Annotated in this window: 20 protein-coding genes; 4 read left to right on the forward strand and 16 right to left on the reverse strand. The window is 72.5% G+C overall.

From position 1 onward, the window contains the following. Positions 1–48: 48 nt before the first annotated feature. From AMK29_RS05160 to AMK29_RS05200, 9 genes are all read right to left on the reverse strand, one after another. Positions 49–2370, reverse strand: a complete 2322-nt coding sequence (locus tag AMK29_RS05160; protein WP_073807982.1) for a xanthine dehydrogenase family protein molybdopterin-binding subunit — start codon at positions 2368–2370, stop codon at positions 49–51. After that, the gene (locus tag AMK29_RS05165; protein WP_073807984.1) at positions 2367–3950 is read right to left on the reverse strand and encodes a 2Fe-2S iron-sulfur cluster-binding protein; all 1584 of its coding nucleotides are present in this window, start codon (positions 3948–3950) and stop codon (positions 2367–2369) included. The genes AMK29_RS05160 and AMK29_RS05165 overlap by 4 nt, the downstream gene beginning before the upstream one ends. Further along, positions 3947–4822, reverse strand: coding sequence for an FAD binding domain-containing protein (locus tag AMK29_RS05170; RefSeq protein ID WP_073807987.1), 876 nt, complete (start codon positions 4820–4822; stop codon positions 3947–3949). Before AMK29_RS05170 ends, AMK29_RS05165 begins: the two co-directional genes overlap by 4 nt. A gap of 226 nt (positions 4823–5048) precedes the next feature. Continuing rightward, the gene (locus AMK29_RS05175) at positions 5049–6692 is read right to left on the reverse strand and encodes a beta-N-acetylhexosaminidase (RefSeq protein WP_073807990.1); all 1644 of its coding nucleotides are present in this window, start codon (positions 6690–6692) and stop codon (positions 5049–5051) included. A gap of 4 nt (positions 6693–6696) precedes the next feature. Beyond that, positions 6697–7536 (reverse strand): carbohydrate ABC transporter permease, encoded by an 840-nt coding sequence (locus tag AMK29_RS05180; RefSeq protein WP_073807993.1) that lies wholly within the window; start codon positions 7534–7536, stop codon positions 6697–6699. Further along, entirely contained in the window at positions 7533–8501 is a 969-nt protein-coding gene (locus AMK29_RS05185) for a carbohydrate ABC transporter permease (RefSeq protein ID WP_073807996.1), read from the reverse strand. Before AMK29_RS05185 ends, AMK29_RS05180 begins: the two co-directional genes overlap by 4 nt. 5 nt (positions 8502–8506) lie before the next feature. Continuing rightward, positions 8507–9811, reverse strand: a complete 1305-nt coding sequence (locus tag AMK29_RS05190) for an extracellular solute-binding protein (RefSeq protein WP_073807998.1) — start codon at positions 9809–9811, stop codon at positions 8507–8509. A 244-nt stretch (positions 9812–10055) separates the two neighbouring features. Further along, positions 10056–10343, reverse strand: a complete 288-nt coding sequence (locus AMK29_RS05195) for a DUF3039 domain-containing protein (protein ID WP_024761666.1) — start codon at positions 10341–10343, stop codon at positions 10056–10058. A 30-nt stretch (positions 10344–10373) separates the two neighbouring features. After that, positions 10374–10934: a YqgE/AlgH family protein gene (locus AMK29_RS05200; protein WP_073808000.1), complete on the reverse strand. Its 561-nt coding sequence runs from the start codon at positions 10932–10934 to the stop codon at positions 10374–10376. Between the two features lie 299 nt (positions 10935–11233). Between AMK29_RS05200 and murA the strand changes: the two genes are divergently transcribed. Beyond that, entirely contained in the window at positions 11234–12580 is a 1347-nt protein-coding gene (gene murA / locus AMK29_RS05205; RefSeq protein ID WP_030324469.1) for a UDP-N-acetylglucosamine 1-carboxyvinyltransferase, read from the forward strand. Positions 12581–12765: 185 nt separating this feature from the next. Here the strand turns inward: murA and AMK29_RS05210 are convergent, their stop codons facing one another. The 4 genes from AMK29_RS05210 to AMK29_RS05225 form a co-directional block, all read right to left on the reverse strand. Further along, positions 12766–13047: an HU family DNA-binding protein gene (locus tag AMK29_RS05210; RefSeq protein WP_015033921.1), complete on the reverse strand. Its 282-nt coding sequence runs from the start codon at positions 13045–13047 to the stop codon at positions 12766–12768. 312 nt (positions 13048–13359) lie between these two features. Continuing rightward, positions 13360–14790, reverse strand: coding sequence for an NAD-dependent malic enzyme (locus AMK29_RS05215; RefSeq protein ID WP_073808001.1), 1431 nt, complete (start codon positions 14788–14790; stop codon positions 13360–13362). A gap of 391 nt (positions 14791–15181) precedes the next feature. Continuing rightward, entirely contained in the window at positions 15182–17521 is a 2340-nt protein-coding gene (locus AMK29_RS05220) for a HelD family protein (RefSeq protein ID WP_073808002.1), read from the reverse strand. A 73-nt stretch (positions 17522–17594) separates the two neighbouring features. Then, complete coding sequence (locus AMK29_RS05225) at positions 17595–18116, reverse strand: GNAT family N-acetyltransferase (protein WP_073808003.1); 522 nt, start codon at positions 18114–18116, stop codon at positions 17595–17597. Between the two features lie 63 nt (positions 18117–18179). On the opposite strand from AMK29_RS05225, the gene AMK29_RS05230 reads away from it, so the two are divergent. The 3 genes from AMK29_RS05230 to AMK29_RS05240 are packed head-to-tail and all read left to right on the forward strand — an operon-like array spanning position 18180 to position 20592. Further along, positions 18180–18983, forward strand: coding sequence for an alpha/beta fold hydrolase (locus tag AMK29_RS05230; RefSeq protein WP_073808004.1), 804 nt, complete (start codon positions 18180–18182; stop codon positions 18981–18983). Beyond that, on the forward strand, positions 18983–20257 hold the full coding sequence (locus tag AMK29_RS05235) for a PP2C family protein-serine/threonine phosphatase (protein WP_073808005.1): 1275 nt from the start codon (positions 18983–18985) through the stop codon (positions 20255–20257). Before AMK29_RS05230 ends, AMK29_RS05235 begins: the two co-directional genes overlap by 1 nt. Beyond that, on the forward strand, positions 20254–20592 hold the full coding sequence (locus tag AMK29_RS05240) for an STAS domain-containing protein (protein ID WP_073808008.1): 339 nt from the start codon (positions 20254–20256) through the stop codon (positions 20590–20592). The genes AMK29_RS05235 and AMK29_RS05240 overlap by 4 nt, the downstream gene beginning before the upstream one ends. Before the next feature lie 83 nt (positions 20593–20675). Here the strand turns inward: AMK29_RS05240 and AMK29_RS05245 are convergent, their stop codons facing one another. From AMK29_RS05245 to AMK29_RS05255, 3 genes are all read right to left on the reverse strand, one after another. Continuing rightward, positions 20676–21812 carry a uroporphyrinogen-III synthase gene (locus AMK29_RS05245; protein WP_073808011.1) on the reverse strand — a complete coding sequence of 379 codons (1137 nt, stop codon included), beginning with the start codon at positions 21810–21812 and terminating at the stop codon, positions 20676–20678. 84 nt (positions 21813–21896) lie between these two features. Further along, entirely contained in the window at positions 21897–23255 is a 1359-nt protein-coding gene (locus tag AMK29_RS05250; protein WP_073808013.1) for a nitrate/nitrite transporter, read from the reverse strand. Between the two features lie 161 nt (positions 23256–23416). Beyond that, positions 23417–24385: a LysR family transcriptional regulator gene (locus AMK29_RS05255; protein ID WP_073808015.1), complete on the reverse strand. Its 969-nt coding sequence runs from the start codon at positions 24383–24385 to the stop codon at positions 23417–23419. Between the last annotated feature and the right edge of the window lie 53 nt (positions 24386–24438).

Consider the following 24438-nt stretch of genomic DNA (forward strand, 5'->3'; position numbering starts at 1 on the left):
GACGACAGTGCGCATCTCTCAGTTGCACAAGCAACGGACATCACATGGTCACGAATTGGGCACGGCCACCGCCGCCTGCGGCCGGATCGGGAGGCGGTTGACCGGGCGGCCGGTGGCCGCGCGCACCGCTGAGGCCACCGCGGCGGGTGACGTCACGACCGGGACCGCGCTCGCCGCCTTGGCGCCGAAGGGGGCGACCACGTCGCGCTCCTCCACCAGTTTCACGATGCGAATGTCCGGGGCATCCAGGGATGTCGGGAGTGCGTAGCCCGTGAAGTCGGGGTGCCGGACCAGGCCGCGGGCGGTGCGGAGGTTCTCCGTGAGGGCCGCGCCGACGCCCTGGGTGACGCCCGCCTCGATACGGGTGGCCAGCTGGGCCGGGTTGAGGACGCGGCCGACGTCCTGGGCCACGGCCATCTCCACGACGCGTACGGCGCCGAGTTCGATGTCCACGTCGACCACCGCGCGGATCGCGCAGAACGCCAGGCCGACGAACGCGTCGCCCTGCCCGGAGTCGTCGAGGGGCTCCGTGGGGTGGGGGCGGCACTGGGCGGTGGCCCAGAGTTCCTTGCCGTCCATCGCCTCGGTGACCGTCGTCGAGAGCACCCCGTCGTACGAGGTGATCTTTCCGTCGGTGATCTGGAGGAGCTCCGTCGACATGCCGAACTGGTGGGCCAGCGGCTGGAGAAGCTGCGTGCGGACCATCTTCGCGGCCCGCTCCACCGCTCCGCCCGAGACCCAGGTGTGGCGGCCGTGGGCGGCCGGCCCGGCCGGCGGCTGGTCGGTGTCGACGGGGGCGACGTGCACCTCGTCGATGCCGAGCGTGTCCTGGACGATCTGGCGGGCGAGCGTCGAGAAGCCCGAACCGGTGTCCACCGCCGAGCAGATGACGGTCGCCACCCCGTCCTGGACCCGTACCGTCGCCGTCGAGACCTCGTCGGTGCCCTCCGCGCCCAGCATGTGCACCATGCCCAGCGCGTAGCCCACGCCCCGCCGTACCGCGCCGGGTTCCCCCGCGCCCTCGGGACCGCCGGGCAGCAGCCAGTCGCCCTCCGGGGTGTCCTTGGGGAGGGCGGGGAGGGGGAAGTCACGTACGGCCGCGAGCAGTTCGGCCACGGGGGCCGGGCAGGTCACCGTCTGGCCGGTGGGCAGGATGTCGCCGGTCGCCATGACGTTCCGCATGCGCAGCTCGGCCGGGTCCACGCCCAGCTTCGCCGCCAGCTTGTCCATCTGCGCCTCGTACGCGGCGCACACCTGCATCGCGCCCTCGCCCCGCACGTGGCCGGACGGCGGGTTGTTCGTGCGGACCGCCCAGCCCTCGACGAAGGCGTGCGGGACGACGTACGGGCCGCAGGCGAAGGCCACGGCCGCCGCGAGGGACTCGGACGAGGAGTCGGCGTACGCGCCCGCGTCGAGCAGGATCTGCGCCTCCACCTTCACCAGCCGTCCCTCCGCGTCCGCGTGGTGCCGGTAGCGCAGCAGGGTGGGGTGGCGGTGGGCGTGCCCGAGGAAGGACTCCTCGCGCGTAGCGGTGAGCTTGACCGGGCAGCCGGTACGCAGCGCGAGGAGGCCCAGCGGGATCTGGAACCCCGGGTCCTCGCGGTCGCCCGTGGCGCCGGGGACACCGGTGACGACCAGCTTGACCTGCTCGGGCGGGAGGCCGAAGCAGGCGGCCGCCAGGTCCCGGTCGGTGTGGGGGTCCGTGGACGCGGTGTAGAGCTCGACCCCGCCGTCCGGGCGCGGTACGGCGAGTCCGGCCTCGGCCCCGATCGGCGCCGGGTCCTGGCGCCCGATCCGGTACAGGCCCTCGACCACGACCTCGCCCGTCACGTCCGGGTCGCCGAAGCGCAGCGGGATGTGCCGGATCAGATTGCCGTCGGGGTGCAGCGCCTCGGCCGCGAACGCCTTCTCCGGGTCGGTCACCGGGTCGAGCAGCTCGTACTCGACGGTGATCGCCGCGGCGGCGAGCCGCGCCGTGTCGGGGTGGTCGGCGGCGACCGCGGCGAGCGCCTCGCCGTGGTGCCGGACCAGGTCCGAGGCGAAGACGGGCCGGTCCGCGACCCGGCGGCCGTACGTCGCCGCGCCCGGCACGTCGGCGGCCGTGACCACGGCCCGTACGCCCGGCATGGCCGCCGCGGCGGTGGTGTCCACGGACACGATGCGGGCGTGCGGGTGCGGGGACCGCAGGATGGCGGCCCAGAGCAGCCCCTCGGCCCAGAGGTCGGAGGCGTACGGGAAGGTGCCCTCGGTCTTCGCCCGTGACTCGGCCTGCGGGAGGGAGGTGCCGAGGCCGTGCGCGGCCGGTTCCTGGCCCAGGGGCGCGGGGATGTCCGGAGCCGTGGGAACGGCGGTGGTCGCGTCGCTGCTCACGCCATGCCTCCGTCGTGCGGGTGCGGGATCTGGTGCGGGACACGGGGTTCGTCGGCGCCGTCGGCCGCGGTGGCCGCCGCGCTCGCCTCGCGCTCGGCGACGACGTCCCGCACGGCTTCGAGCACGCCCCGGTAGCCGGAGCACCGGCACAGGTTGCCGGCCAGCGCCTGGCGGGTCTCTAGTTCCGTGGGCGCGTGGTTGCCCTCGAGCAGGTCGTGCACGGTCATGCACATGCCGGGGATGCAGAAGCCGCACTGGACGGTGCCGCACTTGGCCATGGCCCGCTGCACGTCGGACGGCTCGCCGTCGACCGCGAGGCCCTCGACCGTCCGCACCTCGCTCCCGGCGGCGGTCGCCGCGGGGACGAGGCAGGAGGCGACGAGCCGGCCGTCGACCTGCACGTTGCACGCGCCGCACTCGCCCTGCGAGCAGCCGTCCTTGGCCCCGGCGAGACCGAGGCGCTCCCGCAGGACGTACAGCAGGGACTCGCCGATCCAGGAGTCGGTGACGGGACGGTCGGCGCCGTTGACCCGGAGCGTGTACGAGGTGTGGGGGTGCTCGTCGCTGTCGGTGGAGGCGTGGGCGCTCGCGGGGGCGGGCACGGCGTCGGAAGCGTCGGCGGCCGGGGCGGGTCCGCTCGCGGGGACGGCGTCGGGCATCTGGGCGGGGTCGCTCGCGGGGGCGGCGGCCTCCGCGTCGGGCGTGCCCGTCTCGTCGCCGGCCGGCTCGGCCGCGACGTCCGCCACCGGCTCCTCCGGCGCGTCCGTCGCGGTCTCCGGGCTCGCGCCCTCGCTCTCGTCGGCGGCCTCCGCCGCCGGCTCCTCCGGAAGCGCCCACGGCGCGGGCGCGCCGCCCGGCAGGGTCGCCGGCGCCTCGGCGTACGGCCTGACGGCCGTGGCGGCGAACTCGCCCCCGTCGCCCGGCTCCCCCGGCTCGGCCGTGTCGGGTGCGAGGGGTTCGAGGGGGATCTCCCACTGGCCCGTGCCGCCGGGACCGGGGCCGACGGGGGGCGCCTCCGTGAAGCGCCACTCGGCGGTCGCGTGCGGGTCCTGCTCGCCGTATTCGGCGTGCGCGGCCCGGGGCCCCTGCTCGCCGTATTCGGCGTGCGCGCCGGGCCCGGCCTGCGGGTCCTGGCCGAAGTACTCGGCCCGGTCGGCCCGGCCGAAGTGCTCGGCCTGTCCGGCCTGCCCACCCTGACCGAAGTGCCCGCCCTGTCCGAAATGCTCGGGCTGCTCCCCGTACTCGGCGCCCTGCTGCGGGAAGTGGCGCGCCGGGTCCTGCTCCGCGTACTCGTTCCCGTCGAAGTACTGCGTCCGCTCCGCCTGCGCCGGCAGGTGCACCGACCAGGTGCCCGTCGCCGCCGGGTCCGTGGCCGCCGTCGGGGTGAGCGGCTGGAGCGGGGTGATCATCGGCGGTACGTAGCCGTGGCCGGGGGCCTCCAGCGGGACGCCGTCCAGCATGAAGTCCGGCGGCAGCTGGACGAACGCGGTCGCGTCCCCGTCGTACCCCTCGCTCTGCGGGATCGGCTCCCAGCCGCCCGGGCTCCCGCCCTGGCTCTCGTGTTGTTCGTTGCTGCTCATGACAGTGCCCTCCCCAGTGCCCGTCGGGCGAGCGCGGCGACGGTGCGCCGCAGGTGCAGTACGGCAGGGGGCAACACGGCGTCGCCCTGCGGGTCAGGGATGCAGGCGGCGGCGACGTACTCGCCGAACGCCGCGAGCGCCTCGGGGGCGAGGCCCCGGTCGTTGTCCCAGTCCACGAGCGAGGCGATCCAGCGCTCCGCCTCCAGCGGGCGCAGCGGCATCGGGGCGACGGCGCCGACCGCGCAGCGCACCCCGCGCCGGGCCGGGTCGAGCACGACGGCGACGGAGGCGGTGGCGCGGGCGGGCCCGGTGCGGCCGGTGGCCTTGAGGAAGACCTGGGGGGCGTGGAGCAGCGGGACGCGGACGAAGGCGACGAGCTCGCCGGGGGCCAGCAGGTCGCGGCCGGCGAGCAGGTGGGAGACGGGGATCTCGCGGCTGCCGAGCGGCCCGAGGACGACCAGGTCGGCTTCGAGGGCGGCGAGGACGGGCAGCGAGTCGCCGGTGGGCGCGGCGGTGACGACGTTGCCGCCGAGGGTGCCGGCGTTGCGGATCTGCGGTGGTCCCGCGGCGCGGGAGGCGGCGGCGAGGGCCGGGATGAGGGCGGCGAAGTCGGGGCGGCCCATCCGGGCGTGGGTGAGGCCGGCGCCGAGGAGGGCGTGTCCGTCCTGGTACTGCCAGCCGCGGATCTCGTTGATGCGGCTGAGGCCGACGAGTCCGGCGGGGCGGAGCTGGCCCTTGTTGACGGCGGCCATGAGGTCGGTGCCGCCGGCGACGGGGACGGCTGCCGGCATGGCCGTGAGCGCCGCCACGGCCTCGTCGAGCGAGGCGGGCAGCGTCACGGACTGCGCCGTCTGTGGTGCGTGCGTGGTCAACCCGCTGCCCCTTCCCGGTGTCCCGGTGGTCCCCGACTGTGCCCGGCGGTCGCGCCTGTGTGTGGGCGTACCGTACGTGCTCACAGGCCGGACGTGGCAACTCTGGCACATCTTCCGAGCGGTCCGGCGCGAGGGTCCGCGAAGGACTGTTCCGTCCGGGACGCCCCGAGGAGCGACGGTAACTTCCGTTTCGCCGCTCTTGGGTGACAGGGGGCCGTCGGGTCTCTCACACGATCGGGGGCGTCCCCTCCAGGGGGCGGCCGAGGACCCCGGGGCGCCGCTGCCGGGGGTGGGGTCCGGCGGGCGGCCGGTAGTCGACGCCGAGGGCGTCGAGGCGCCGGTAGTGGGTGTCCATGCGGCGCTCGAAGCCGGGGTAGTCGCGTGTTCCGGGCGCGGGCAGCGCGGACCAGGCGACCTCGGCGAAGGCGGCGAGGCGCGGGAAGACCTGGTAGTCGATCCGGGCGCGGTTCTCCATCACCTCGGTCCAGACGTTGGCCTGGGTGCCCAGGATGTGGGCGGCGGCCTCCGGGGCGAGCCCCGGCGGGACGGGCTCGAAACGGTAGACGTCCTCCAGGGTGCGGACGTATCCGATGGGCATCGGCTCGTCCTCGCCGGGTGCCTGACGGTGGTCCAGGTACACCTGCTGCTCGGGGCACATGACGACGTCGTGTCCGGCCTCGGCAGCGGCGATCCCGCCCGCGTACCCCCGCCAGGAGGAGACGGCCGCGCCCTCGGCGAGGCCGCCCTCCAGGATCTCGTCCCAGCCGATGAGGCGCCGGCCCCGGGCGGTGAGCCAGCGGTCGAAGTGGCGGATGAACCAGGACTGGAGCTCGTCCTCGCCGGAGAGCCCGAGTTCCCGGATGCGGGCCTGCGCGGCCGGGGAGGCCTTCCACTGGTCCTTGGGGCACTCGTCGCCGCCGATGTGGACGAAGGGGGACGGGAAGAGGTCGAGGACCTCCTCGAGAACGCCCTCGTAGAAGCGCAGGACGGTCTCGGTGGGGGCGAGGACGTTCGGGTTGACGCCCCAGGTGTCCCAGACGGTGAGGGCGGTGGTGTCGACGACGTCGGTGTTGCCGAGTTCGGGGTACGCGGCGATCGCGGCCTGCGAGTGGCCGGGGAGGTCGATCTCGGGGACGACGGTGATGTGCCGCTCGGCCGCGTACGCGACGATCTCGCGGATGTCGTCCCGGGTGTAGAACCCGCCGTGCGGGGTGTCGTCCCAGAGGGGCGAGGCCCGGTGGCCCCACTTGCTGCGGGCGCGCCAGGAGCCGACCTCGGTGAGCTTCGGGTGGCGCTCGATCTCGATGCGCCAGCCCTGGTCGTCGGTGAGGTGGAGGTGGAGGACGTTCAGCTTGTGGGCGGCGAGGAGGTCCAGGTACCGCAGGACGTCGTCCTTGGGCAGGAAGTGCCGGGAGACGTCGAGGAGGAGGCCGCGCCAGCCGAACCGGGGCCGGTCGGAGAGGGTCACCAGGGGCAGGCCCGGGCCCCGGTCGGTCACGGGCGCCCTGCGGTACGCCTCGGGGCCGAGCAGCTGACGGAGGGTCTGGGCGCCCCAGAACACGCCTGCGGGGCCGCCGCCCTCGATGACGACGGCCGCGCCGTCGGTCCCGGTGGAGAGGCGGTAGCCCTCGGGGCCGTGCTCCCGCTCCACCTCGGCGTCGATCCGCAGCCGGATCGCGTGCGGCCCCGGGCCGTCGGCGAGCGGCAGTCCGGTGGCGGCGCCGAGGGTGGTGCGGAGCCAGCGGGCGGTGGTCCCGGTGCCGGGTCCGGCGTCGAGGGTGGTCCGTCCGTCGAGGGACACGTGCCCGGGGGCGCTCCCCCGGTGCTCGGCCGACAGGGGCGCGGGGATCAGGTCCAGGGGGAGGGTCATCGCGTCAGTCCTTCACCGCCCCGCCCAGTCCGGAGACGAGGCGGCGCTGTACGAGTACGAAGAAGACGAGCACCGGGACCGTCATCACGGTCGAACCGGCCATGATTCCTCCCCAGTCGTTCTCGTCGGGCTTGAAGAAGACGAGCAGGGCCATGGGGAGGGTCGACTGCGAGGTGTCGCTGATGAGGAACGACTTCGCGAAGAGGAAGTCGTTCCAGGTGGAGATGAACGAGAAGACGCTCGTCGCGACCAGGCCGGGGAAGACCAGCGGGAAGAGGATCTGCCACAGGAACCGGGTGCGGCTCGCGCCGTCGATCTGGGCCTGCTCCTCCAGCGCCTCCGGGACCGCCTTGACGAAGCCGCGCAGCATCCAGATGGCGAACGGCAGCGAGAAGGCGATGTGCGGCAGGATCAGCGAGCCGAGGGTGTTGAGCTGGCCGAAGTCCCGCATGAGGAAGAAGAGCGGGATGGTGAGGGCCTCGACCGGCACCATCTGGGCCACCAGGAACATGATGAGCAGCGTGGTGCGGAACCGGAAGCGGAAGCGGGTGACCGCCGTCGCCGCGAGGAAGGCGATGAGGGCGGAGGCGAGGACGACCGTGCCGGCGACGATCAGCGAGTTGAGGAAGTAGCGGCCGAACTCCTGCTGTTCGAAGACGCGCCGGAAGGAGTCGAGGGACGGGGACAGGGTCCACGGCCGCGGGTTCGTGGACTGGATCTCGCCGGCCGGTTTGAAGGCCGAGAGGACCATCCAGTACAGCGGGAAGGCGACGGCGGCGGCGACGAGCAGGGTGACGGCCTCGGCGGCGAGGCGTCCGGGCCGCCTGATGCGGAAGGTGGTCACAGTTCTTCTCCCTGGCGTCGCAGCAGGCGCAGGTAGACCAGCGTCACGGCCAGCAGGATCAGCAGCATGACGACGCCGATCGCCGAGCCGAGGCTGTACTCGGACGAGGCGAAGGCCTTCTGGTAGGCGTACACGTTGAGGACGAGGTTCTGGCCGGCGATGCCGCCGCCGTTCGTCATCACGTAGATCTGGGTGAAGACCTTGAAGTCCCAGATGATCGACTGGATCGTGACGACGACCAGGATCGGCCGGAGCATCGGGGCCGTGACGGAGCGCCAGATCCGCCACTGCGAGGCGCCGTCGAGGGCGGCGGCCTCCAGGACCTCGGACGGGACGGCCTTGATGCCCGCGTAGACGGTGACCATCACGAACGGGAAGGAACACCAGACGACTTCGAGGAGGACGAGGGCGAAGGCGCTGTACCGCCCGTACGTCCAGGAGAAGTCGCCGAGCCCGAGCAGCCTGTTGACGGGGCCGAAGTCGGGGTCGAAGAGGAAGACCCACACGGTGGAGCCGGTCACGGCGGGGGTGGCCCAGGCGCCGAGCGCGGCCAGCATCAGGACGAGCCGGGGCAGGGCACGCACGCGCGTGAGGAGGACGGCGAGGGCGCAGCCGACGGCGAGCGTGGTGACCACGCAGGCGGCGGCGAAGACGACGGTGGCGAGGAGGACGTGCCGGAACTGGGGGTCGGCGAAGAGGGTTGTGTAGTTGCCGAAGCCCTTGAAGGAGGTGGGTTCGCCGCCGCTGACCTGGGCCTGGGTGTACTCCAGGAAGGAGATCAGGCCGAGCTGGTAGACGGGGTAGACGAGGAGTCCGCCGATGACGGCGAGGGCGGGCAGGAGGTAGAGCCAGGGGGTCCAGGGGCGGTGCCCCCGGACGCCGGCGCGCCGTGCGGCCGGGGCGGCGGGGGTGGGCTTCGCGGCCGGGCCGGTCCCGGTGTGCTTCTCGGTGAGCTGGGTCGTCATGCGTGTCAGCCCGCCGGCGCGAAGGCCGCGTCCATCTTCTCGGCGGCGTCGTCGGCGGCCGCCTTGACGTCCTTACGGCCGCTGACGATCTCCTGGAACATCGTGGGCAGGACGAGGGAGGCGTCGATCCGGCCCCAGCCGGGGGACGCGGGGACGAACCTGGTGCCGGCGTCGAGGGTGTCGATGAAGGGCTTCACGAAGGGCTGGCGCCGTGCGGCGTCGGCCCGGACGTCGGTGTAGGTGGGGAGGAAGCCCATCGCGTCGAAGAGCCGGCCCTGGGTCTCCTTGCCGGTCAGGGACTTGAGGAGGTCGACGGCGAGGGTGCGGTGCGAGGTGCTCCTGAGGACGCCGATGTTGTTGCCGCCGGCGAAGGCGGGGGCGATGGAGCCGGGGGTGGTGCCGGGCAGCGGGACGACGGCGTACCTGCCCTTGACGGTGCCGGCCTCGACGGCGGCGTGGCTGAAGTCGCCGCCGATGGCCATGGCGGCCTTGCCGGAGGCGAAGGCGGTGACGGTGGCGTTGCCGCCCATCTGGGCGCACTTGGCGGCCGGGCAGTTGTCGTCGCCGAAGAGCGAGGTGTACGTGGCGATGCCCTTGCGGGCGGCCTCGCTGTTGACGGCGGCCTTGTACGAGTCGCCGTTCGCGGTGGCGAGTTCGCCGCCCGCCGCCCAGACGAAGGGCATGGCGCCGTAGGTGTAGGCGCCGCCGACGGCGATGCCGTACAGCTCGGGCTTCGCCTTGCGTATCTTCCTGGCGGTGGAGACGAGTTCGGCCTGGCTCTTGGGGGCGGTGAGGCCGAGTTCCCGGAAGACGTCGGTGCGGTAGTAGAGGGCGCGGACGCCGACGAAGAGCGGGGCGCCGTAGACCTTCCCGTCGACGGTGACGGACTGTTTCGCGGTGGGGTCGGTGTCCTCGGCCTCGTCCCAGGCGGCGAACTCGGCGCTGATGTCGGCGAGTCCGCCGTCCTTGACGTATCCGGCGGTGTCGGTGTTGCCGTACTCGATGAGGTCGGGGGCGGACGCGGGGTCGTTGAAGGCGGCCTTGACGCGTTGGGCGCGGGTCTCGACGGGGATGTACTCGACGTCGACGCGCGTGCCCCGGTGGCTCTTCTCGAAGGCGGCGACGGCCTTCTCGACGACCTGCTCCTTGGGCGTGTTGCTGACCTCCTGGAAGAGCCAGACGCGCAGGGTGCCGGTCTTCTCGTCCGTCGTGGCCTTGCCGTCGGACGTCTGGGGAGCGCAGGCGGTGGCGGTGAGACCTGCGAGCAGGAGTGCGGCGGCCGCGGTGGTGACGCGGGCAGGAAGCTTCATGACGGATCCCCTCCGAATGCGTGCGTTGCATCATGTGCAATGGGTGTTTCGTTCTGCACAACACGCGTGAGGTTAGGCGCGCTTCCGGTGAGCCGACAAGAGGTCTCGACCACTTCGACCGTCCCGTGACCGGCGGAAGCACTCCGCGCAACGGCGCTCCTCGCCCCGGAAACGCGGAACGGCCCCCGTCGTACGTACCGAGGTACGTACGACGGGGGCCGTCCCCGACGTCAGGAAGTGGCCGCTACTTGTCCTTGCCGCCCTTGTCCTTGTCGCCGCCGCCGGCGCCCATGGATTCGTAGATCTCCTTGCACATCGGACAGACCGGGTACTTCTTGGGGTCACGCCCCGGCACCCAGACCTTTCCGCACAGCGCGACGACGGGCGTGCCGTCGAGGGCGCTCGCCATGATCTTGTCCTTCTGGACGTAATGGGCGTAGCGCTCGTGGTCGCCGTCACCGTGGGACACCTGCGGCGTCGGCTCGACGAGGGTCCCCGTACCTGCCCCGCGCTCGGGCTCGAGAGTGCTCATAACCGCCAAGGGTACTGAAAGCCGGGGCCCTCAGTTGAGGGACGGGTCGTCGGGGTAGGTGGCGATCATCGCGAGGTCCCCGCGCTGCCTCCGGAGCACCTGCCGCCAGAGCGTCTCGGGCTGCGGCGAGGAGACGTCACCGGGCTCGGACTCGACCACGTACCAGGCGCCGTCGCCGAGCTCGGTCTCCAGCTGGCCGGGGCCCCAGCCCGCGTACCCCGCGAAGATCCGCAGCGAGCCGAGGGCCGGTCCGAGCAGCTCGGGCGGGGTCTCCAGGTCGACGAGACCGATCGCCCCGTGCACCCGCCGCCAGCCGAGGGGCCCCTCGTCGCCGGGGATCACGGCGAGCCCGAGGGCCGCGTCGAGCGAGACGGGGCCGCCCTGGAAGACGACGTCCGGCTCACCGGCGAGCCCGGCCCAGGGGGCGAGGATGTCGCCGACGGTCACCGGCGTCGGACGGTTGAGGACCACGCCGAGGGAGCCCTCGTCGTCGTGGTCGAGCAGCAGGACCACCGCGCGGTCGAAATTGGGGTCCGCCAGCGCGGGGGTGGCGACGAGCAGCCGTCCTGTGAGCGAGGACACCTCGGTCATGCGACACATGATCCCGCATCTTCGGCGTTCGTGGGCGTTGTCGGGGTACGGAGGGACGGGATGGCGGGAAGTCGACGAGCGCCGCAGATCAGCTCGGTGACCGCCACGGCCCGGAGGCGACCCCGGGGCGGCTCGCCCGAGGAAGCGGACGGTGACGCTCCGCAAGATCACGGGAACAGAGGGTGTTGTGCCGAATTCATTACATCTGACAGGCCCCCCGGAGCACACAAGAGAGGTCTCATAGCCCCTTACCCTTTTCACTGGCCACCCGACCGACCCCACTCCGGAACGCGAGATTCATGACCGGCACAGACAGCCATGATGTACTGCTCGTCCATGGCGGAACCCCGCTGGAGGGCGAGATCCGCGTCCGCGGCGCGAAGAACCTCGTGCCCAAGGCGATGGTCGCCGCCCTGCTCGGCAGCGGGCCGAGCCGCCTGCGCAACGTTCCCGACATCCGTGACGTCCGCGTCGTGCGCGGACTGCTCCAGCTCCACGGTGTGACGGTCCGTCCGGGTGAGGAGCCCGGCGAGCTCGTCCTCGACCCGACGCACGTCGAATCCGCGAACGTCGCCGACATCGATGCCCACGCCGGCTCGTCGCGCATCCCGATCCTCTTCTGCGGCCCGCTGCTGCACCGCCTCGGCCACGCCTTCATCCCGGGCCTCGGCGGCTGCGACATCGGCGGCCGGCCGATCGACTTCCACTTCGACGTGCTCCGCCAGTTCGGCGCGACCATCGAGAAGCGGGCGGACGGGCAGTACCTGGAGGCGCCCCAGCGCCTTCGCGGCTGCAAGATCCGGCTGCCGTACCCCTCGGTCGGCTCGACCGAGCAGGTGCTGCTCACGGCCGTGCTCGCCGAGGGCGTCACCGAGCTGTCGAACGCCGCCGTGGAGCCCGAGATCGAGGACCTGATCTGCGTCCTGCAGAAGATGGGCGCGATCATCTCCATGGACACCGACCGGACCATCCGGATCACCGGTGTCGACCGCCTCGACGGCTACACCCACCGGGCGCTCCCGGACCGCCTGGAGGCGGCCTCCTGGGCGTCGGCGGCGCTGGCGACCGAGGGCAACATCTACGTGCGCGGCGCCCAGCAGCGCTCGATGATGACCTTCCTGAACACGTACCGGAAGGTCGGCGGCGCCTTCGAGATCGACGACGAGGGCATCCGCTTCTGGCACCCGGGCGGCTCGCTCAACGCGATCCACCTGGAGACGGACGTCCACCCCGGCTTCCAGACCGACTGGCAGCAGCCGCTGGTCGTGGCCCTGACGCAGGCCTCCGGCCTGTCCATCGTCCACGAGACGGTGTACGAGTCGCGGCTCGGCTTCACCTCCGCGCTGAACCAGATGGGTGCGCACATCCAGCTGTACCGCGAGTGCCTCGGCGGTTCCGACTGCCGCTTCGGCCAGCGGAACTTCCTGCACTCCGCGGTCGTGTCGGGCCCGACCCGGCTCCAGGGCGCCGACCTGGTCATCCCCGACCTGCGCGGCGGCTTCTCGTACCTGATCGCGGCGCTGGCGGCCCAGGGCACCTCCCGCGTGCACGGCATCGAGCTGATCAACCGCGGCTACGAGAACTTCATGGAGAAGCTCGTCGAGCTGGGCGCCAAGGTCGAGCTGCCGGGCAGCGCGCTGGTGTAGGGCTGCAAGGCCAGAAGGGGCCTGTACGCGGCCGGGAGGCCCGTACAGGCCCCTTTGCGGCCTCGGACAGGCCCCGCACGGGCTGGTCCAGGCCCCTCACGGCCTCGTAGGGGCTCGTACGGGCCATACGAAAGGGCGGCCACCCCCTGACAGGGTGGCCGCCCTTTCTGCGCCTACAGACTGCCTTACTTGCCCTTGGCGGCTTCCTTGAGCTTCGAGCCCGCGGAGACCTTGACGCTGTAGCCGGCCGGGATGTCGATCGGGTCGCCGGTCTGCGGGTTACGAGCGGTGCGAGCGGCACGGTGGGTGCGCTCGAAGGTCAGGAAGCCGGGGATGGTGACCTTCTCGTCGCCCTTGGCGACGACCTCACCGACGGTCTCGGCGAGAGCGGCCAGCACGGCGTCGGCGTCCTTGCGGGTCACCTCGGCGCGGTCGGCCAGGGCGGCCACCAGCTCACTGCGGTTCATGTTGTTACTCCCGTGTTCTTCTTGCCTGTGAGGCGTGCCACGCGGCGGAAGCCGCGTGATTGGGTACAGCGAAGCCGATGCTGCCAGGGCCTTCGGACAGTCCCCGGACCCGGGTCTAATGACAGACCCTCGCGCCCAAACACGCATCCTGCCCCCACCAGCGGCGGGAACGCCAATCCGGCACCCCCTGGGGTCACACGAAAAGCGCCAGAGCCCCCTGGTGGTGACGTTCTGTCGACTCCGCGAAAACGAAGCGGAGCCGAAAAGCCACCCTAAAGGCGGGTTTACGGCTCCGCGAATCGCGACGCGCCGTCAGCGGCCGGTCGCCGCCGAGCCGCCGCCCGCGGCCTTCGCCGCGTTGCGGACCGCTCCGGCGACCGCGCCGGCGACCTTGTCGTTGAAGACCGACGGGATGATGTAGTTCGGGTTCAGCTCGTCCTCGGTGACGACGTCCGCGAGGGCCGTGGCGGCAGCGAGCATCATCTCCGTGTTGACCGTACGGGACTGGGCGTCCAGCAGGCCGCGGAAGACACCCGGGAAGACCAGCACGTTGTTGATCTGGTTCGGGAAGTCCGAGCGGCCGGTGGCGACGACGGCGGCCGTCTGCCGGGCGGCGGCCGGGTCGACCTCCGGGTCCGGGTTCGCGAGCGCGAACACGATCGCGCCCTCCGCCATGGCGGCGACGTCCTCGGCGCCCAGCAGGTTCGGGGCCGACACGCCGATGAAGACGTCCGCGCCGACGACGGCCTGCTTGAGGGTGCCGGTGACACCCTCGGGGTTGGTGTTGTCGGCGATCCAGCGCAGCGGCGAGTCCGCCGGGGCCTCCACGAGGTCCTCGCGGCCCGCGTGCACGACGCCCTGGATGTCGGCGACGACGGCGTGCTTGACACCCGCCGCGATCAGCAGCTTCAGGATGGCCGTACCGGCCGCGCCGGCCCCGGACATGACGACCCGTACGTCACCGACGCTCTTGTTCACCACGCGCAGCGCGTTGGTGAGGGCGGCGAGGACGACGATGGCGGTGCCGTGCTGGTCGTCGTGGAAGACGGGGATGTCGAGGGCCTCGCGCAGCCGGGCCTCGATCTCGAAGCAGCGGGGCGCCGAGATGTCCTCCAGGTTGATGCCCGCGAAGCCGGGGGCGATGGCCTTGACGATCGCGACGATCTCGTCGGTGTCCTGCGTGTCGAGGCAGATCGGCCAGGCGTCGATGCCCGCGAAGCGCTTGAAGAGGGCCGCCTTGCCCTCCATGACGGGCAGGGAGGCCATCGGGCCGATGTTGCCGAGGCCGAGGACGGCGGAGCCGTCGGTGACGACCGCGACCGAGTTCCGCTTGATGGTGAGGCGACGGGCGTCCTCGGGGTTCTCGGCGATCGCCATGCACACCCGGGCCACGCCCGGGGTGTAGATCATGGAGAGGTCGTCACGGTTGCGGATGGGGTGCTTGGACGCCATCTCGATCTTGCCGCCGAGGTGCATCAGGAACGTACGGTCGGAGACCTTGCCGAGCGTCACGCCCTCGATGGTGCGCAGCTGCTCGACGATCTCGTCGGCGTGCGCGGTGGACGTCGCGGCGATGGTGACGTCGATGCGGAGCTTCTCGTGGCCGGAGGCGGTCACGTCGAGGCCGGTGACGGACCCGCCGTGGGACTCCACCGCCGTGGTCAGCTGCGAGACCGCGGTTCCGCTCGCGGGAACCTCCAGCCGGACCGTCATCGAGTACGAGACGCTGGGCGCCGTTGCCATGGCCGAGTTCCTCTGCTTTCCCTGAGCTTCGTTGCTACGCCGCCCCGGCTGGTTGCCCGGCGGCGCCCTCCGATGGTCGCACCTACCAGCCGGTAGCAGGTAATGCGGTCATATTGTTTTCGGAAAGTAGTTTCCACCATACGAGAACCCGTGGGGAAACAGAAGAGGTCCCCGTCACCAGGGGTGACGGGGACCTCGACTTCGTAGCAATGCACTAGGTGGCACCGACCCGCCATGCTCGCCTCGCGGCAAGTGGTCCCTCTGAGGGACGAAGGTTGGGCCCGGGGGCTTGGATCGAGCCGGTGCCACGACAAGGCTAACAAACCACCCTGCTTGGTGATTCCAGCGCCACAGGTTGACCGGAAATCGGCCTCCGGTTCCTGGCGGCGGCTCAGTCCCGGAGCAGGTCCGGCACCCCCGCCCCGTCGGGCATGTCGCCCGCCCCCGCGACGACCGTGAGCTGCTGCGTCGCCCGGGTGAGGGCCACGTACAGCACGCGCAGGCCGGCCGGTGACTCGTCCGCGATCTCCGCCGGAGAGACGACCACCGTGGCGTCGTACTCCAAGCCCTTCGCCTCCAGGGAGCCGAGGGCCACCACCCGGTCGCCCAGGTCGGCGAGCCAGCGCGCCGCCTCCGCGCGCCGGTTCATGGCGACGACGACACCGACGGTGCCCTCCACCCGGTCCAGGAGCAGCCGCGCCTCGGACCGTACGGTTTCGGCCAGACCGGTGTCGGCCGCCTGCTCCGGCACGGCCACGAACCGCGGCTCGACACCCGTCGAGCGGACCGCTCGCGGCGACTCCTTGCCGGGCATGGCGAGGGCCAGCACCTTGGCGGCCAGCTCGGCGATCTCGGCCGGGTTCCGGTAGTTCACGGTCAGCTCGAAGCGGCGCCGCGGCCGGGAGCCGAGGGCCTCGTCACGGGCCTCCGCGGCCTCGTCCGGGTCCGACCAGGAGGACTGCGCCGGGTCGCCGACGACCGTCCAGGTGGCGTGCCGGCCGCGCCGCCCCACCATCCGCCACTGCATGGGCGTGAGGTCCTGCGCCTCGTCGACGATCACGTGCGCGTACTCGGTGCGCTCCGCCGCGAGCCGCTCGGCCCGCTCGCGCTGCGTCTCCTCCCGTACGGGCATCAGCTCCTCCAGGCCCGTGAGCTGGTCCAGCGGGTCGTACTCCCGGCGCTTCTTCGGGCGCGCCGGGGCGCCGAGGAGGGTGCCCAGCTCGTCGAGGAGGGCCACGTCGTGGACGGACAGCTCCTTGCGGCGCAGGGAGCGGGCGAGCCGCCGCACCTCGCCCTGGTTGAGGATGCGGCGGGCCCAGCGGCCGAGCCGCCGCTCGTCCGCCATCGCGTCGAGGACCCCGCGCGGGGTCAGTTCGGGCCACCAGGCGTCGAGGAAGGAGAGGAAGGAGTCCTCCGTGGAGACGTCCTCGTCGAAGGAGGAGCGCAGCTCGGCGGCGAGCTCGGGGTCGCTGTGCCGGCCGACGGCGCCGGACTTGGCGTACAGCGCGTCGAGGAGCAGCCGGCGGGCGCGGGGACGGAGCAGGTTGACCGGGGCGGTGCCGCCGAGGACGTTGTGGCGGATGCGCCGCAGCTCGTCGGCCTCCAGCTCCAGACGGCGGCCGAAGGCGACGACACGGAGCCGGTCGGGCGTCCCGGCCCGCTCCTCCTCGCCCAGGGCGAGCTGCCCGCGCCGGCCCCCGGGGGCCGGGGTCTCCAGTGCGCCGCGGGCCGCCTTGCGCAGCACGTGGAGCATCCGGGAGGAGCCCTTGATCCGGGCGACGGCCGGCTCGTCGTACGCGGTGGCCTCGGCGCCGTCTACCAGCGAGCCCACGGCCCGGATCGCGACCTGGCCCTCCTCGCCGAGGGAGGGCAGGACGCCCTCGGTGTACGAGACGAGGAGCGGGGTCGGGGAGACGATCAGGATGCCTCCCGCGTACCGCCTCCGGTCCTGGTAGAGGAGGTACGCGGCCCGGTGCAGGGCGACGGCGGTCTTGCCGGTGCCGGGGCCGCCCTCCACGTACGTCACGGAGGCGGCGGGCGCTCGGATGACGAGGTCCTGCTCCGCCTGGATGGAGGAGACGATGTCCCGCATGGTGTGGCTGCGGGCCTGGCCGAGGGCGGCCATGAGAGCGCCGTCGCCGATCACGGGCAGCTCGCGCCCGCCGAGGGTGGCCCGGAGCTCGGGGCGCATCAGGTCGTCCTCCACGCCGAGGACCTGGCGGCCCTTGGAGCGGATGACGCGGCGGCGCACGACCCGGCCGGGGTCGACCGGGGTGGACCGGTAGAAGGGCGCGGCGGCGGGCGCCCGCCAGTCGATGACCAGCGGCGCGTAGTCGGAGTCCAGGACGCCGATCCGGCCGATGTGGAGGGTCTCGCCGATCTCGGCCGTCCGGTCGGGGCGGACGGCGTCCTCGGCGGGCTCGACGGAGGTGAAGGCGCCGTCGGGCCCCTTCTTGCCGTCCTTCCCGTGGAGGAGGTCGATCCGCCCGAAGAGGAAGTCCTCGAACTCGTTGTTGAGCCGGTTGAGGTGGATGCCGGCACGGAAGACCTGGGCGTCGCGCTCGGCGAGGGCGCCGGGCGTGCCGACCTGGCCCCGCTGGGCGGCGTCGTTCATCAGGAACTCCGCCTCGTGGATCTTCTCCTCCAGCCGGCGGTAGACGTGATCCAGATGTTCCTGCTCGACACCGATCTCACGGTCTCTGACCGTGTCCACGGCTTCCTGCGCGGCCACCTAAGGCCCCCTTCTGACGTGCACTGGGCAGCCGTCGAGCGTACGCCACTCGAAGGCGCCGTGTCAGGCGCGATCAACTCCTGGGCGGCGGATCGTCGTGCAGGATCCGCTGGAAGAGGTGATGGTCGCGCCACGCGCCGTCGATGTGGAGGTAGCGGGGGGCGGTACCGATCCGCTCGAACCCGCTCTTGGCCAGGACCCGCTGGGAGGCGTGGTTGCGCAGGACGGTCCCGGCCTGGATCCGGTGCAGCCCCAGTTCCTCCCGGGCGCCCCTGCAGGCCTCCTCGACGAGCGCGGTGGCGAGACCGCGACCGGTGCGGTCCCGGTCGACCCAGTAGCCCATGGAGGCGCTGCGGAAGGGCCCCAGGACGATCCCGGAGAGGGTGACGGCCCCGACGATCAGCTCCCCGTCGACGCCGAGCCACCGCACCCCACCGTCCCGGAGCCGCTCGGCCTGGCCCTCGGTGGTGTAGTACCGCTCGGGACGGCGGGGCTCCCAGGGCTTCATGTGGTCCCGGTTGCGCAGCAGGGCACGGGCGAGCGCGGCGGCGTCGCCGGGGACGGCGGGTCGGATGCGGAGGGCGTCGACGGTCACCCCCGTACGCTAGCCAGCTCCGACCGCGCGGGAGCGGTTGCACGGGTCTGAGACAGTTGCGGTATGGATATCGAGCGCAGGAACAACGTCACGGTGACCGGCAACCCTGACGGACCCGCCGTGGTGCTGGCTCATGGGTTCGGTTGTGATCAGAACATGTGGCGGCTGACGGTTCCGGCGCTGGAGGCGGACCACAAGGTGGTCCTGTTCGACTACGTGGGCTCGGGACGGTCCGATCTGTCCGCGTTCTCCCCGGAGCGGTACGCCTCCCTGGACGGCTACGCCCGGGACGTGGCGGAGGTGTGCGAGGCCCTCGACCTGCGCGACGCGGTGTTCGTGGGGCACTCGGTCAGCGCGATGATCGGCGCACTGGCGGTCGGTCTGGTTCCGGAGCGCATCGGGGCCCTGGTGATGGTCGCGCCCTCGCCGCGGTACATCGACGACGAGGGGTACCGCGGCGGGTTCAGCGCCGAGGACATCGACGAGCTGCTGGCGTCCCTGGAGTCGAACTACCTGGGCTGGTCGGCGGTCATGGCTCCGGCGATCATGGGGAACGCGGAGCGGCCCGAGCTCGGCGACGAGCTGACCAACAGCTTCTGCGCCACCGACCCCGACATGGCGCGCGTCTTCGCCCGGACCACGTTCCTGTCGGACTCGCGGGACGACCTGAAGGGCGTGGAGGTGCCGACGCTGGTCCTGGACTGCGCCCAGGACGTCATCGCACCCCCGGAGGTCGGCGCCTTCGTCCACCGGGCGATCCCCGGCTCGACCCTGGTGACGCTGAACGCCACCGGCCACTGCCCCCACCTGTCCGCGCCGGAGGCCACCAACGACGCGATCACCCGCTTCCTGGCGGAGCTGCGGTGATGTGCCGCGTCGGGCAGCAGCCCGAGCCCCACGGCACCGGCGGCGACGAGGCCTCGAACATCGCGTTCACCGCCCTCCTCGAGGACAGCGCCGAGGAGCTGTACGAGAGCGCCCCGTGCGGGTACCTGTCGACGATGCTGGACGGCACCATCGCGAAGATCAACGCCACGCTCCTGGGCTGGCTCGGTCTGGAGCGGGAGGCCGTGATCGGCCGCATGCGGTTCACCGACCTGCTGACCGTGGGCGGCAAGCTATACCACGAGACCCACTTCGCGCCGCTGCTGCGCATGCAGGGCGAGATCGGCGGCATCGCCCTGGAGATGCGGCACGCCGACGGCGGCCGCCTGCCGGTCCTGATCTCCTCGGCGGTCAAGTACGGCGCCTCCGGCGAACCGCTGCTGATCCGCACCACCGTCTTCGACGCCCGCGACCGCCGCGCCTACGAAGAGGAACTCCTGCGGGCCCAGAAGGCCGCCGAGCAGGCCCACCGGGAGGCGGAGGCCGACCGCGCCCGGCTGCAGGACGCCCTCGCCGTGCTCCAGGCGTCGCTGCTGCCCGACACCCTGCCGCCGATCCCCGGGGTGGAGACGGCCGCCCACTACCGCACGGCCTCCCCCGACCGGCTGGGCGGCGACTTCTACGACGTCATCCCCCTCGGCGGCGGACGCTTCGCCTTCTTCCTGGGCGACGTCTGCGGCAAGGGCCCCCAGGCCGCGGCGGTCACCTCGCTGACCCGCTACACCCTGCGCGCCGCCCTCCTGCACGACCCCGACCCGGTGGCCGCGCTCTCGACGCTCAACACCGTGCTCCACGAGCGCTACAGCGGCGGCGACCCGCGGTACTGCACCGCCGTCGTCGGGGTCATCGAGCCCGACCCGGCCACCGGGCGCGCCGCCGTCCGCATCGCCTCGGGCGGCCACCCGTCGGCCCTCGTCCTGCGGGGCGACGGCACCGCGGACTTCCTGCCGACCCCGGGCGGTCTCCTCGTGGGCATCCTGCCCACCGCGCCCTTCGCCACCGCCACCACCACCCTGGCCCCCGGTGACACGTTCCTGCTCTACACCGACGGCCTCACCGAGGCCCGCACCGGCCGCGGCCGTGCCGAGCTGTACGGGGACGAGGCCCTGCGCGCCTTCGTCACCCGCCACGCGGGCAGACCGCCCCACGAGGTCATCGAGGCCCTGACCGCCCTGCTGGACGGCTTCGGCGAGGGTCTGGACGACGACACCGCCCTGCTCGCCCTCGGCGTGCCTACGACCAAGAGCCCGGAATGACACCGCTGAGAATCATCATCCGCGAGGCCGCGACCGGCCCGGTCCTGCAGGTCGTCGGCGAACTCGACTACACGACCGCCACGCAGCTGCGGGAGACGGTCGCCGGCGTCACCCTCCGGCCGGGTCTGCGCCTCGTGCTCGACCTGGGGGGCATGGAGTTCTGCGACTCCAGCGGCATCACCGCCCTGCTCGCCGCCCGCGCGCTCGCCCTCGCCGCCGGGGCGGACATCGCCCTCGCCGCCGTGCCCGCGCGCACCCTTCGCATCCTGAACATCGTGGGTCTCGACCAGGTCTTCACCCTCCACCCCGACAGCGAGTCCGCCACCCGGCCCTGAGAGCGGCGCCCCGGCCGGGCCCGCCCTCGGTCGTCGTACGCCGCGCGAGTCGTCGTACGTGGAGTCGGTCGTCGTACCAGGCGTCAGTCGTCGTACTTCGCGTCCGCCGAGGGATCAAGGGCCAGCCGGTACCCCCGCTTCACCACCGTCTGGATGAGCTTCGGCGTCCCCAGCGCCGTCCGCAGGCGCGCCATCGCCGTCTCCACCGCGTGCTCGTCCCGGCCCGCGCCGGGCAGGGCCCGCAGCAGGTCGGCCCGGGAGACCACCCAGCCGGGCCGGCGGGCGAGCAGGCCGAGGAGGGCCATTCCGGCGGGCGGTACGGGCCGCAGGGCGCCGTCGACGAGGACGGCGTGGCCGCGGACCTCCACCCGGTGCCCCGCCACCGGCAGGACCCGCGAGCGGGCGGGCAGCTCCTTGCAGAGCAGCTGGACGAGCGGCCCGAGCCGGAACCGCTCCGGCTGGTACGTGTCGATGCCCTCGGCCTGGAGCGGCAGCGCCGTCACGGACCCGACGCACACCGCGAGCACCTCGTGCCGCAGCACGGCGACGAGCGCGTCCCGTACGCCCTTCTCCTCGGCCCGGGAGAGCAGCGACGCAGCCGCCGGGGCGCTGGTGAAGGTGACGGCGTCCAGGCCGCCCGCGAGGGTCGCGTCGAGCAGCCGGTCGAGCGGGCCGGTGTCCTCCGGCGGCATCCAGCGGTAGACGGGGACGCCGACGACCTCGGCCCCGGCGACGGTGAGCGCCTCCACGAAGCCGGGCAGCGGCTCCCCGTGCAGCTGGAGCGCGATCCGGCGCCCGGCGACGCCTTCGGCGAGGAGGCGGTCGAGGACCTCGGCCATGGACTCCGAGCTGGGCGACCAGGACTCGGTGAGTCCGGCGGCCCGTACGGCCCCCTTGACCTTGGGTCCCCGGGCGAGGAGTTCGACGTCCCGCAGGACGGCGAGGAGCTCCTCGCCGTGTCCCCAGCCCTCGGCCGCCTCGACCCACCCCCGGAAGCCGATCGCCGTGGTGGCGACGACGACGTCCGGGGCGTGGTCGAGGAGTTCCTTGGTGGCGGCGAGGAGTTCGGTGTCGTCCGCGAGCGGCACGATCCGCAGGGCGGGGCCGTGGACGACGGCGGCACCGCGCCGGCGCAGCAGCGCGATGAGTTCGTCCGCGCGTCGGGCCGCGGTGACGCCGACGGTGAAGCCGGCGAGGGGGCCGTGTTCTTGCTCGTCCATGGGGCCAGAGCCTGACGGGGACGCGTGACAGACTCGGTTCGCCTGTATTTCCTGGTCGTTACGGTCCGCGCCGGGCATCCGACATCACACCTTCGCGTAACCGGTCCGGGGCTCCGCCTCGGTGACCGCCTCGGCGGTCGCGGGGACGGCGGTGGGGCGCCGAAGGTATACCGCCCAGGTGACGGCCATGCAGGCCGCGTAGAAGGCCAGGAAGCCGATGAAGGCCCCGGTGCCGGTCCCGGCGGTCTGGAAGGACTGGCGGAAGGCGAGGTTGATGCCGAGTCCGCCGAGCGCGCCGACCGCCCCGATGATGCCCATGGCGGCCCCGGAGAGACGCCGGCCGTAGGCCTCCGCCGTGTCGCCCGAGAGCCCCTTGCGGTGGCCCTGGGCGAGGAAGATCGCCGGGATCATCTTGAAGGTGGAGCCGTTGCCGAGGCCGCTGAGGGCGAAGAGGGCGATGAAGCCGACGAGGAAGACGGCGAGCGACTCGGTCACGGAGGCGTAGATCACCACTCCGGTCGCGGCGGCCATCGCGGCGAAGGTCCCCAGGGTGATGCGGGCGCCGCCGTGCCGGTCGGCGAGGGAGCCGCCGATGGGCCGGATCAGCGAGCCGAGCAGCGGGCCGATGAAGGTGAGGGAGGCCGCCTGGAGCGGGGTGCGTCCGAACTGGGTCTGGAGCACGAGGCCGAAGGCGAAGCTGTAGCCGATGAAGGAGCCGAAGCAGCCGATGTACAGGAAGGCCATGATCCAGGTGTGGCGGGCCCGCACGGCCTCCTTCGCGGCCCCGGTGTCGTTCTTGACGGGGGCGAGGTTGTCCATGAAGAGGGCGGAGCACACGGCGGCGACCACGATCAGGGGGAGGTAGACGCCGAGCACGATCCTCGGGTGCATGGCGCCCGCGGTGCCGATGACGAGAAGGCCGACGAGCTGGACGACGGGGACGCCGATGTTGCCGCCGCCCGCGTTGAGTCCGAGCGCCCAGCCCTTCTTCCGCAGCGGGAAGAAGGCGTTGATGTTGGTCATCGAGGAGGCGAAGTTGCCGCCGCCGACGCCGGTGAGCGCCGCCACCACGACGAAGGTGGTGTACGAGGTGCCGGGCTCCATCACCGCGAAGGCGAGGCCGGTGGGCAGCAGGAGCATCAGGGCGCTGAAGATGGTCCAGTTACGGCCGCCGAAGCGGGCGACGGCGAAGGTGTACGGGATCCGGATCAGCGCGCCGACGAAGGTCGCGGTCGCGATCAGGAAGAACTTCCCGGCCGGGTCGATGCCGTACTGCGGCCCCATGAAGAGCACCATGACCGACCACAGGCTCCAGATCGAGAAGCCGATGTGCTCGGAGAGGACGGAGAAGATCAGGTTCCGTCGTGCGATCCGCTCCCCTTTCTCGCGCCAGAAGGTCTCGTCCTCCGGCTCCCACTGCTCGATCCACCGGCCGCCGCCCATGTCGTACCTCCGCGGGTGTCGGGTCCTGGGGCGTCCACAGCCCCGGTCCACCTGCCACAGAGGCTAGAGAGGCCGCGTTTCGGCCCGATGCCGAGAGGTGACGGGAACGGAACCTTGCTCTCACCCGGCGCGGACACCCACTGTGAGCGCCTGCGGGCCGCTCAGGCCAGCCCCGGCTCGGCTTCCGGCAGCCAGGAGCCGGGGGGCCGTTCCAGCCAACCCTCCGCCGCGCCGAGCTCCGCCGCGGCGGTCCGCAGGGCGTCGAGACCGGGATGACGCAGCCCCTTGCGCCACACCAGGCTCACGGGTGACAGGGGTACGGGGTCGGTGAGCGGTCGCAGGACACAGCCCGGCATGGGCGGGAAGTCGACGACGGCGAGCACCGGGTTGCGGTGCTTGGCCATGATGCGGCGGAACTCCTCGTGGCCGACCGCGAGCGGCGCGGGCGGGGCGACCTCGATGCCGCGCCCGGCGAAGAGGCGGGCGGCGAGGTCGGTCCACTCCGGGGTGCGGTCGTTCCCCGCGCCCGCGTAGACCCGTTCCCCGGCGAGGCCCGCGAGCGGCACCTCGGGCAGGCCGGCCAGCGGATGGTCCTCGGGGAGGATCACCGCCATCCGCTCGTACCGTACGAACTGGGAGTCGAGCCGGGCCCGCAGCCCCGCTTCGAGCCCGCCGTACCGGCCGAAGGAGGTGTCGAGCCGGCCGGCGAGGATGTCCCGGACCGCGCCGGTGAGCCCGCTCTCGTAGCGGGCCATCAGTTCCTGCTCCGGGGCGAGTTCACGGGCCCGGCGCAGGACGCGCTCCTGGGCGAGACCCGGGCTGTTGAGGTCGACGAGGAGGGGCCGGGGCGCGGCGCGGAAGGCGTCGGTCAGCTCGTCGTGGGCGGCCAGCACCCGTCGCGCGTACGGCAGGAGGCGCTCCCCGTCCGGAGTGAGGGCGACCTGCCGGGTGGTCCGTACGAAGAGTTCCGCGCCCAGCTCGCGCTCCAGGCGCCGGATGTCGCGGCTGAGGGCCTGCTGGGCGACGTAGAGGCGGGCCGCGGCGCGGGTGAAGTGCAGTTCCTCGGCGACGGCGGTGAAGGCGCGCACGAGGCGGGGGTCGATGTCGTACGAGGACGGGGTGGCGGACACCGCGGCATTTAACAACACAGGCGCGTGAATGGCCACCGAACAGGTGTTGGACC

Source organism: Streptomyces sp. CB02261 (assembly GCF_001905665.1).
Taxonomy (GTDB): Bacteria; Actinomycetota; Actinomycetes; order Streptomycetales; family Streptomycetaceae; genus Streptomyces.

Excerpts from the sequence above, each read along its gene's own strand:
- AMK29_RS05250 (WP_073808013.1), bottom strand. The coding sequence starts at position 23,255 with ATGGGCGGCGGCCGGTGGATCGAGCAGTGGGAGCCGGAGGACGAGACC.
- AMK29_RS05175 (WP_073807990.1), bottom strand. The coding sequence starts at position 6,692 with ATGACCCTCCCCCTGGACCTGATCCCCGCGCCCCTGTCGGCCGAGCAC.
- AMK29_RS05215 (WP_073808001.1), bottom strand. The coding sequence starts at position 14,790 with ATGGCAACGGCGCCCAGCGTCTCGTACTCGATGACGGTCCGGCTGGAG.
- AMK29_RS05240 (WP_073808008.1), top strand. The coding sequence starts at position 20,254 with ATGACACCGCTGAGAATCATCATCCGCGAGGCCGCGACCGGCCCGGTC.
- AMK29_RS05235 (WP_073808005.1), top strand. The coding sequence starts at position 18,983 with ATGTGCCGCGTCGGGCAGCAGCCCGAGCCCCACGGCACCGGCGGCGAC.
- murA (WP_030324469.1), top strand. The coding sequence starts at position 11,234 with ATGACCGGCACAGACAGCCATGATGTACTGCTCGTCCATGGCGGAACC.
- AMK29_RS05230 (WP_073808004.1), top strand. The coding sequence starts at position 18,180 with ATGGATATCGAGCGCAGGAACAACGTCACGGTGACCGGCAACCCTGAC.
- AMK29_RS05185 (WP_073807996.1), bottom strand. The coding sequence starts at position 8,501 with ATGACGACCCAGCTCACCGAGAAGCACACCGGGACCGGCCCGGCCGCG.
- AMK29_RS05190 (WP_073807998.1), bottom strand. The coding sequence starts at position 9,811 with ATGAAGCTTCCTGCCCGCGTCACCACCGCGGCCGCCGCACTCCTGCTC.
- AMK29_RS05245 (WP_073808011.1), bottom strand. The coding sequence starts at position 21,812 with ATGGACGAGCAAGAACACGGCCCCCTCGCCGGCTTCACCGTCGGCGTC.
- AMK29_RS05200 (WP_073808000.1), bottom strand. The coding sequence starts at position 10,934 with ATGACCGAGGTGTCCTCGCTCACAGGACGGCTGCTCGTCGCCACCCCC.
- AMK29_RS05195 (WP_024761666.1), bottom strand. The coding sequence starts at position 10,343 with ATGAGCACTCTCGAGCCCGAGCGCGGGGCAGGTACGGGGACCCTCGTC.
- AMK29_RS05165 (WP_073807984.1), bottom strand. The coding sequence starts at position 3,950 with ATGAGCAGCAACGAACAACACGAGAGCCAGGGCGGGAGCCCGGGCGGC.
- AMK29_RS05210 (WP_015033921.1), bottom strand. The coding sequence starts at position 13,047 with ATGAACCGCAGTGAGCTGGTGGCCGCCCTGGCCGACCGCGCCGAGGTG.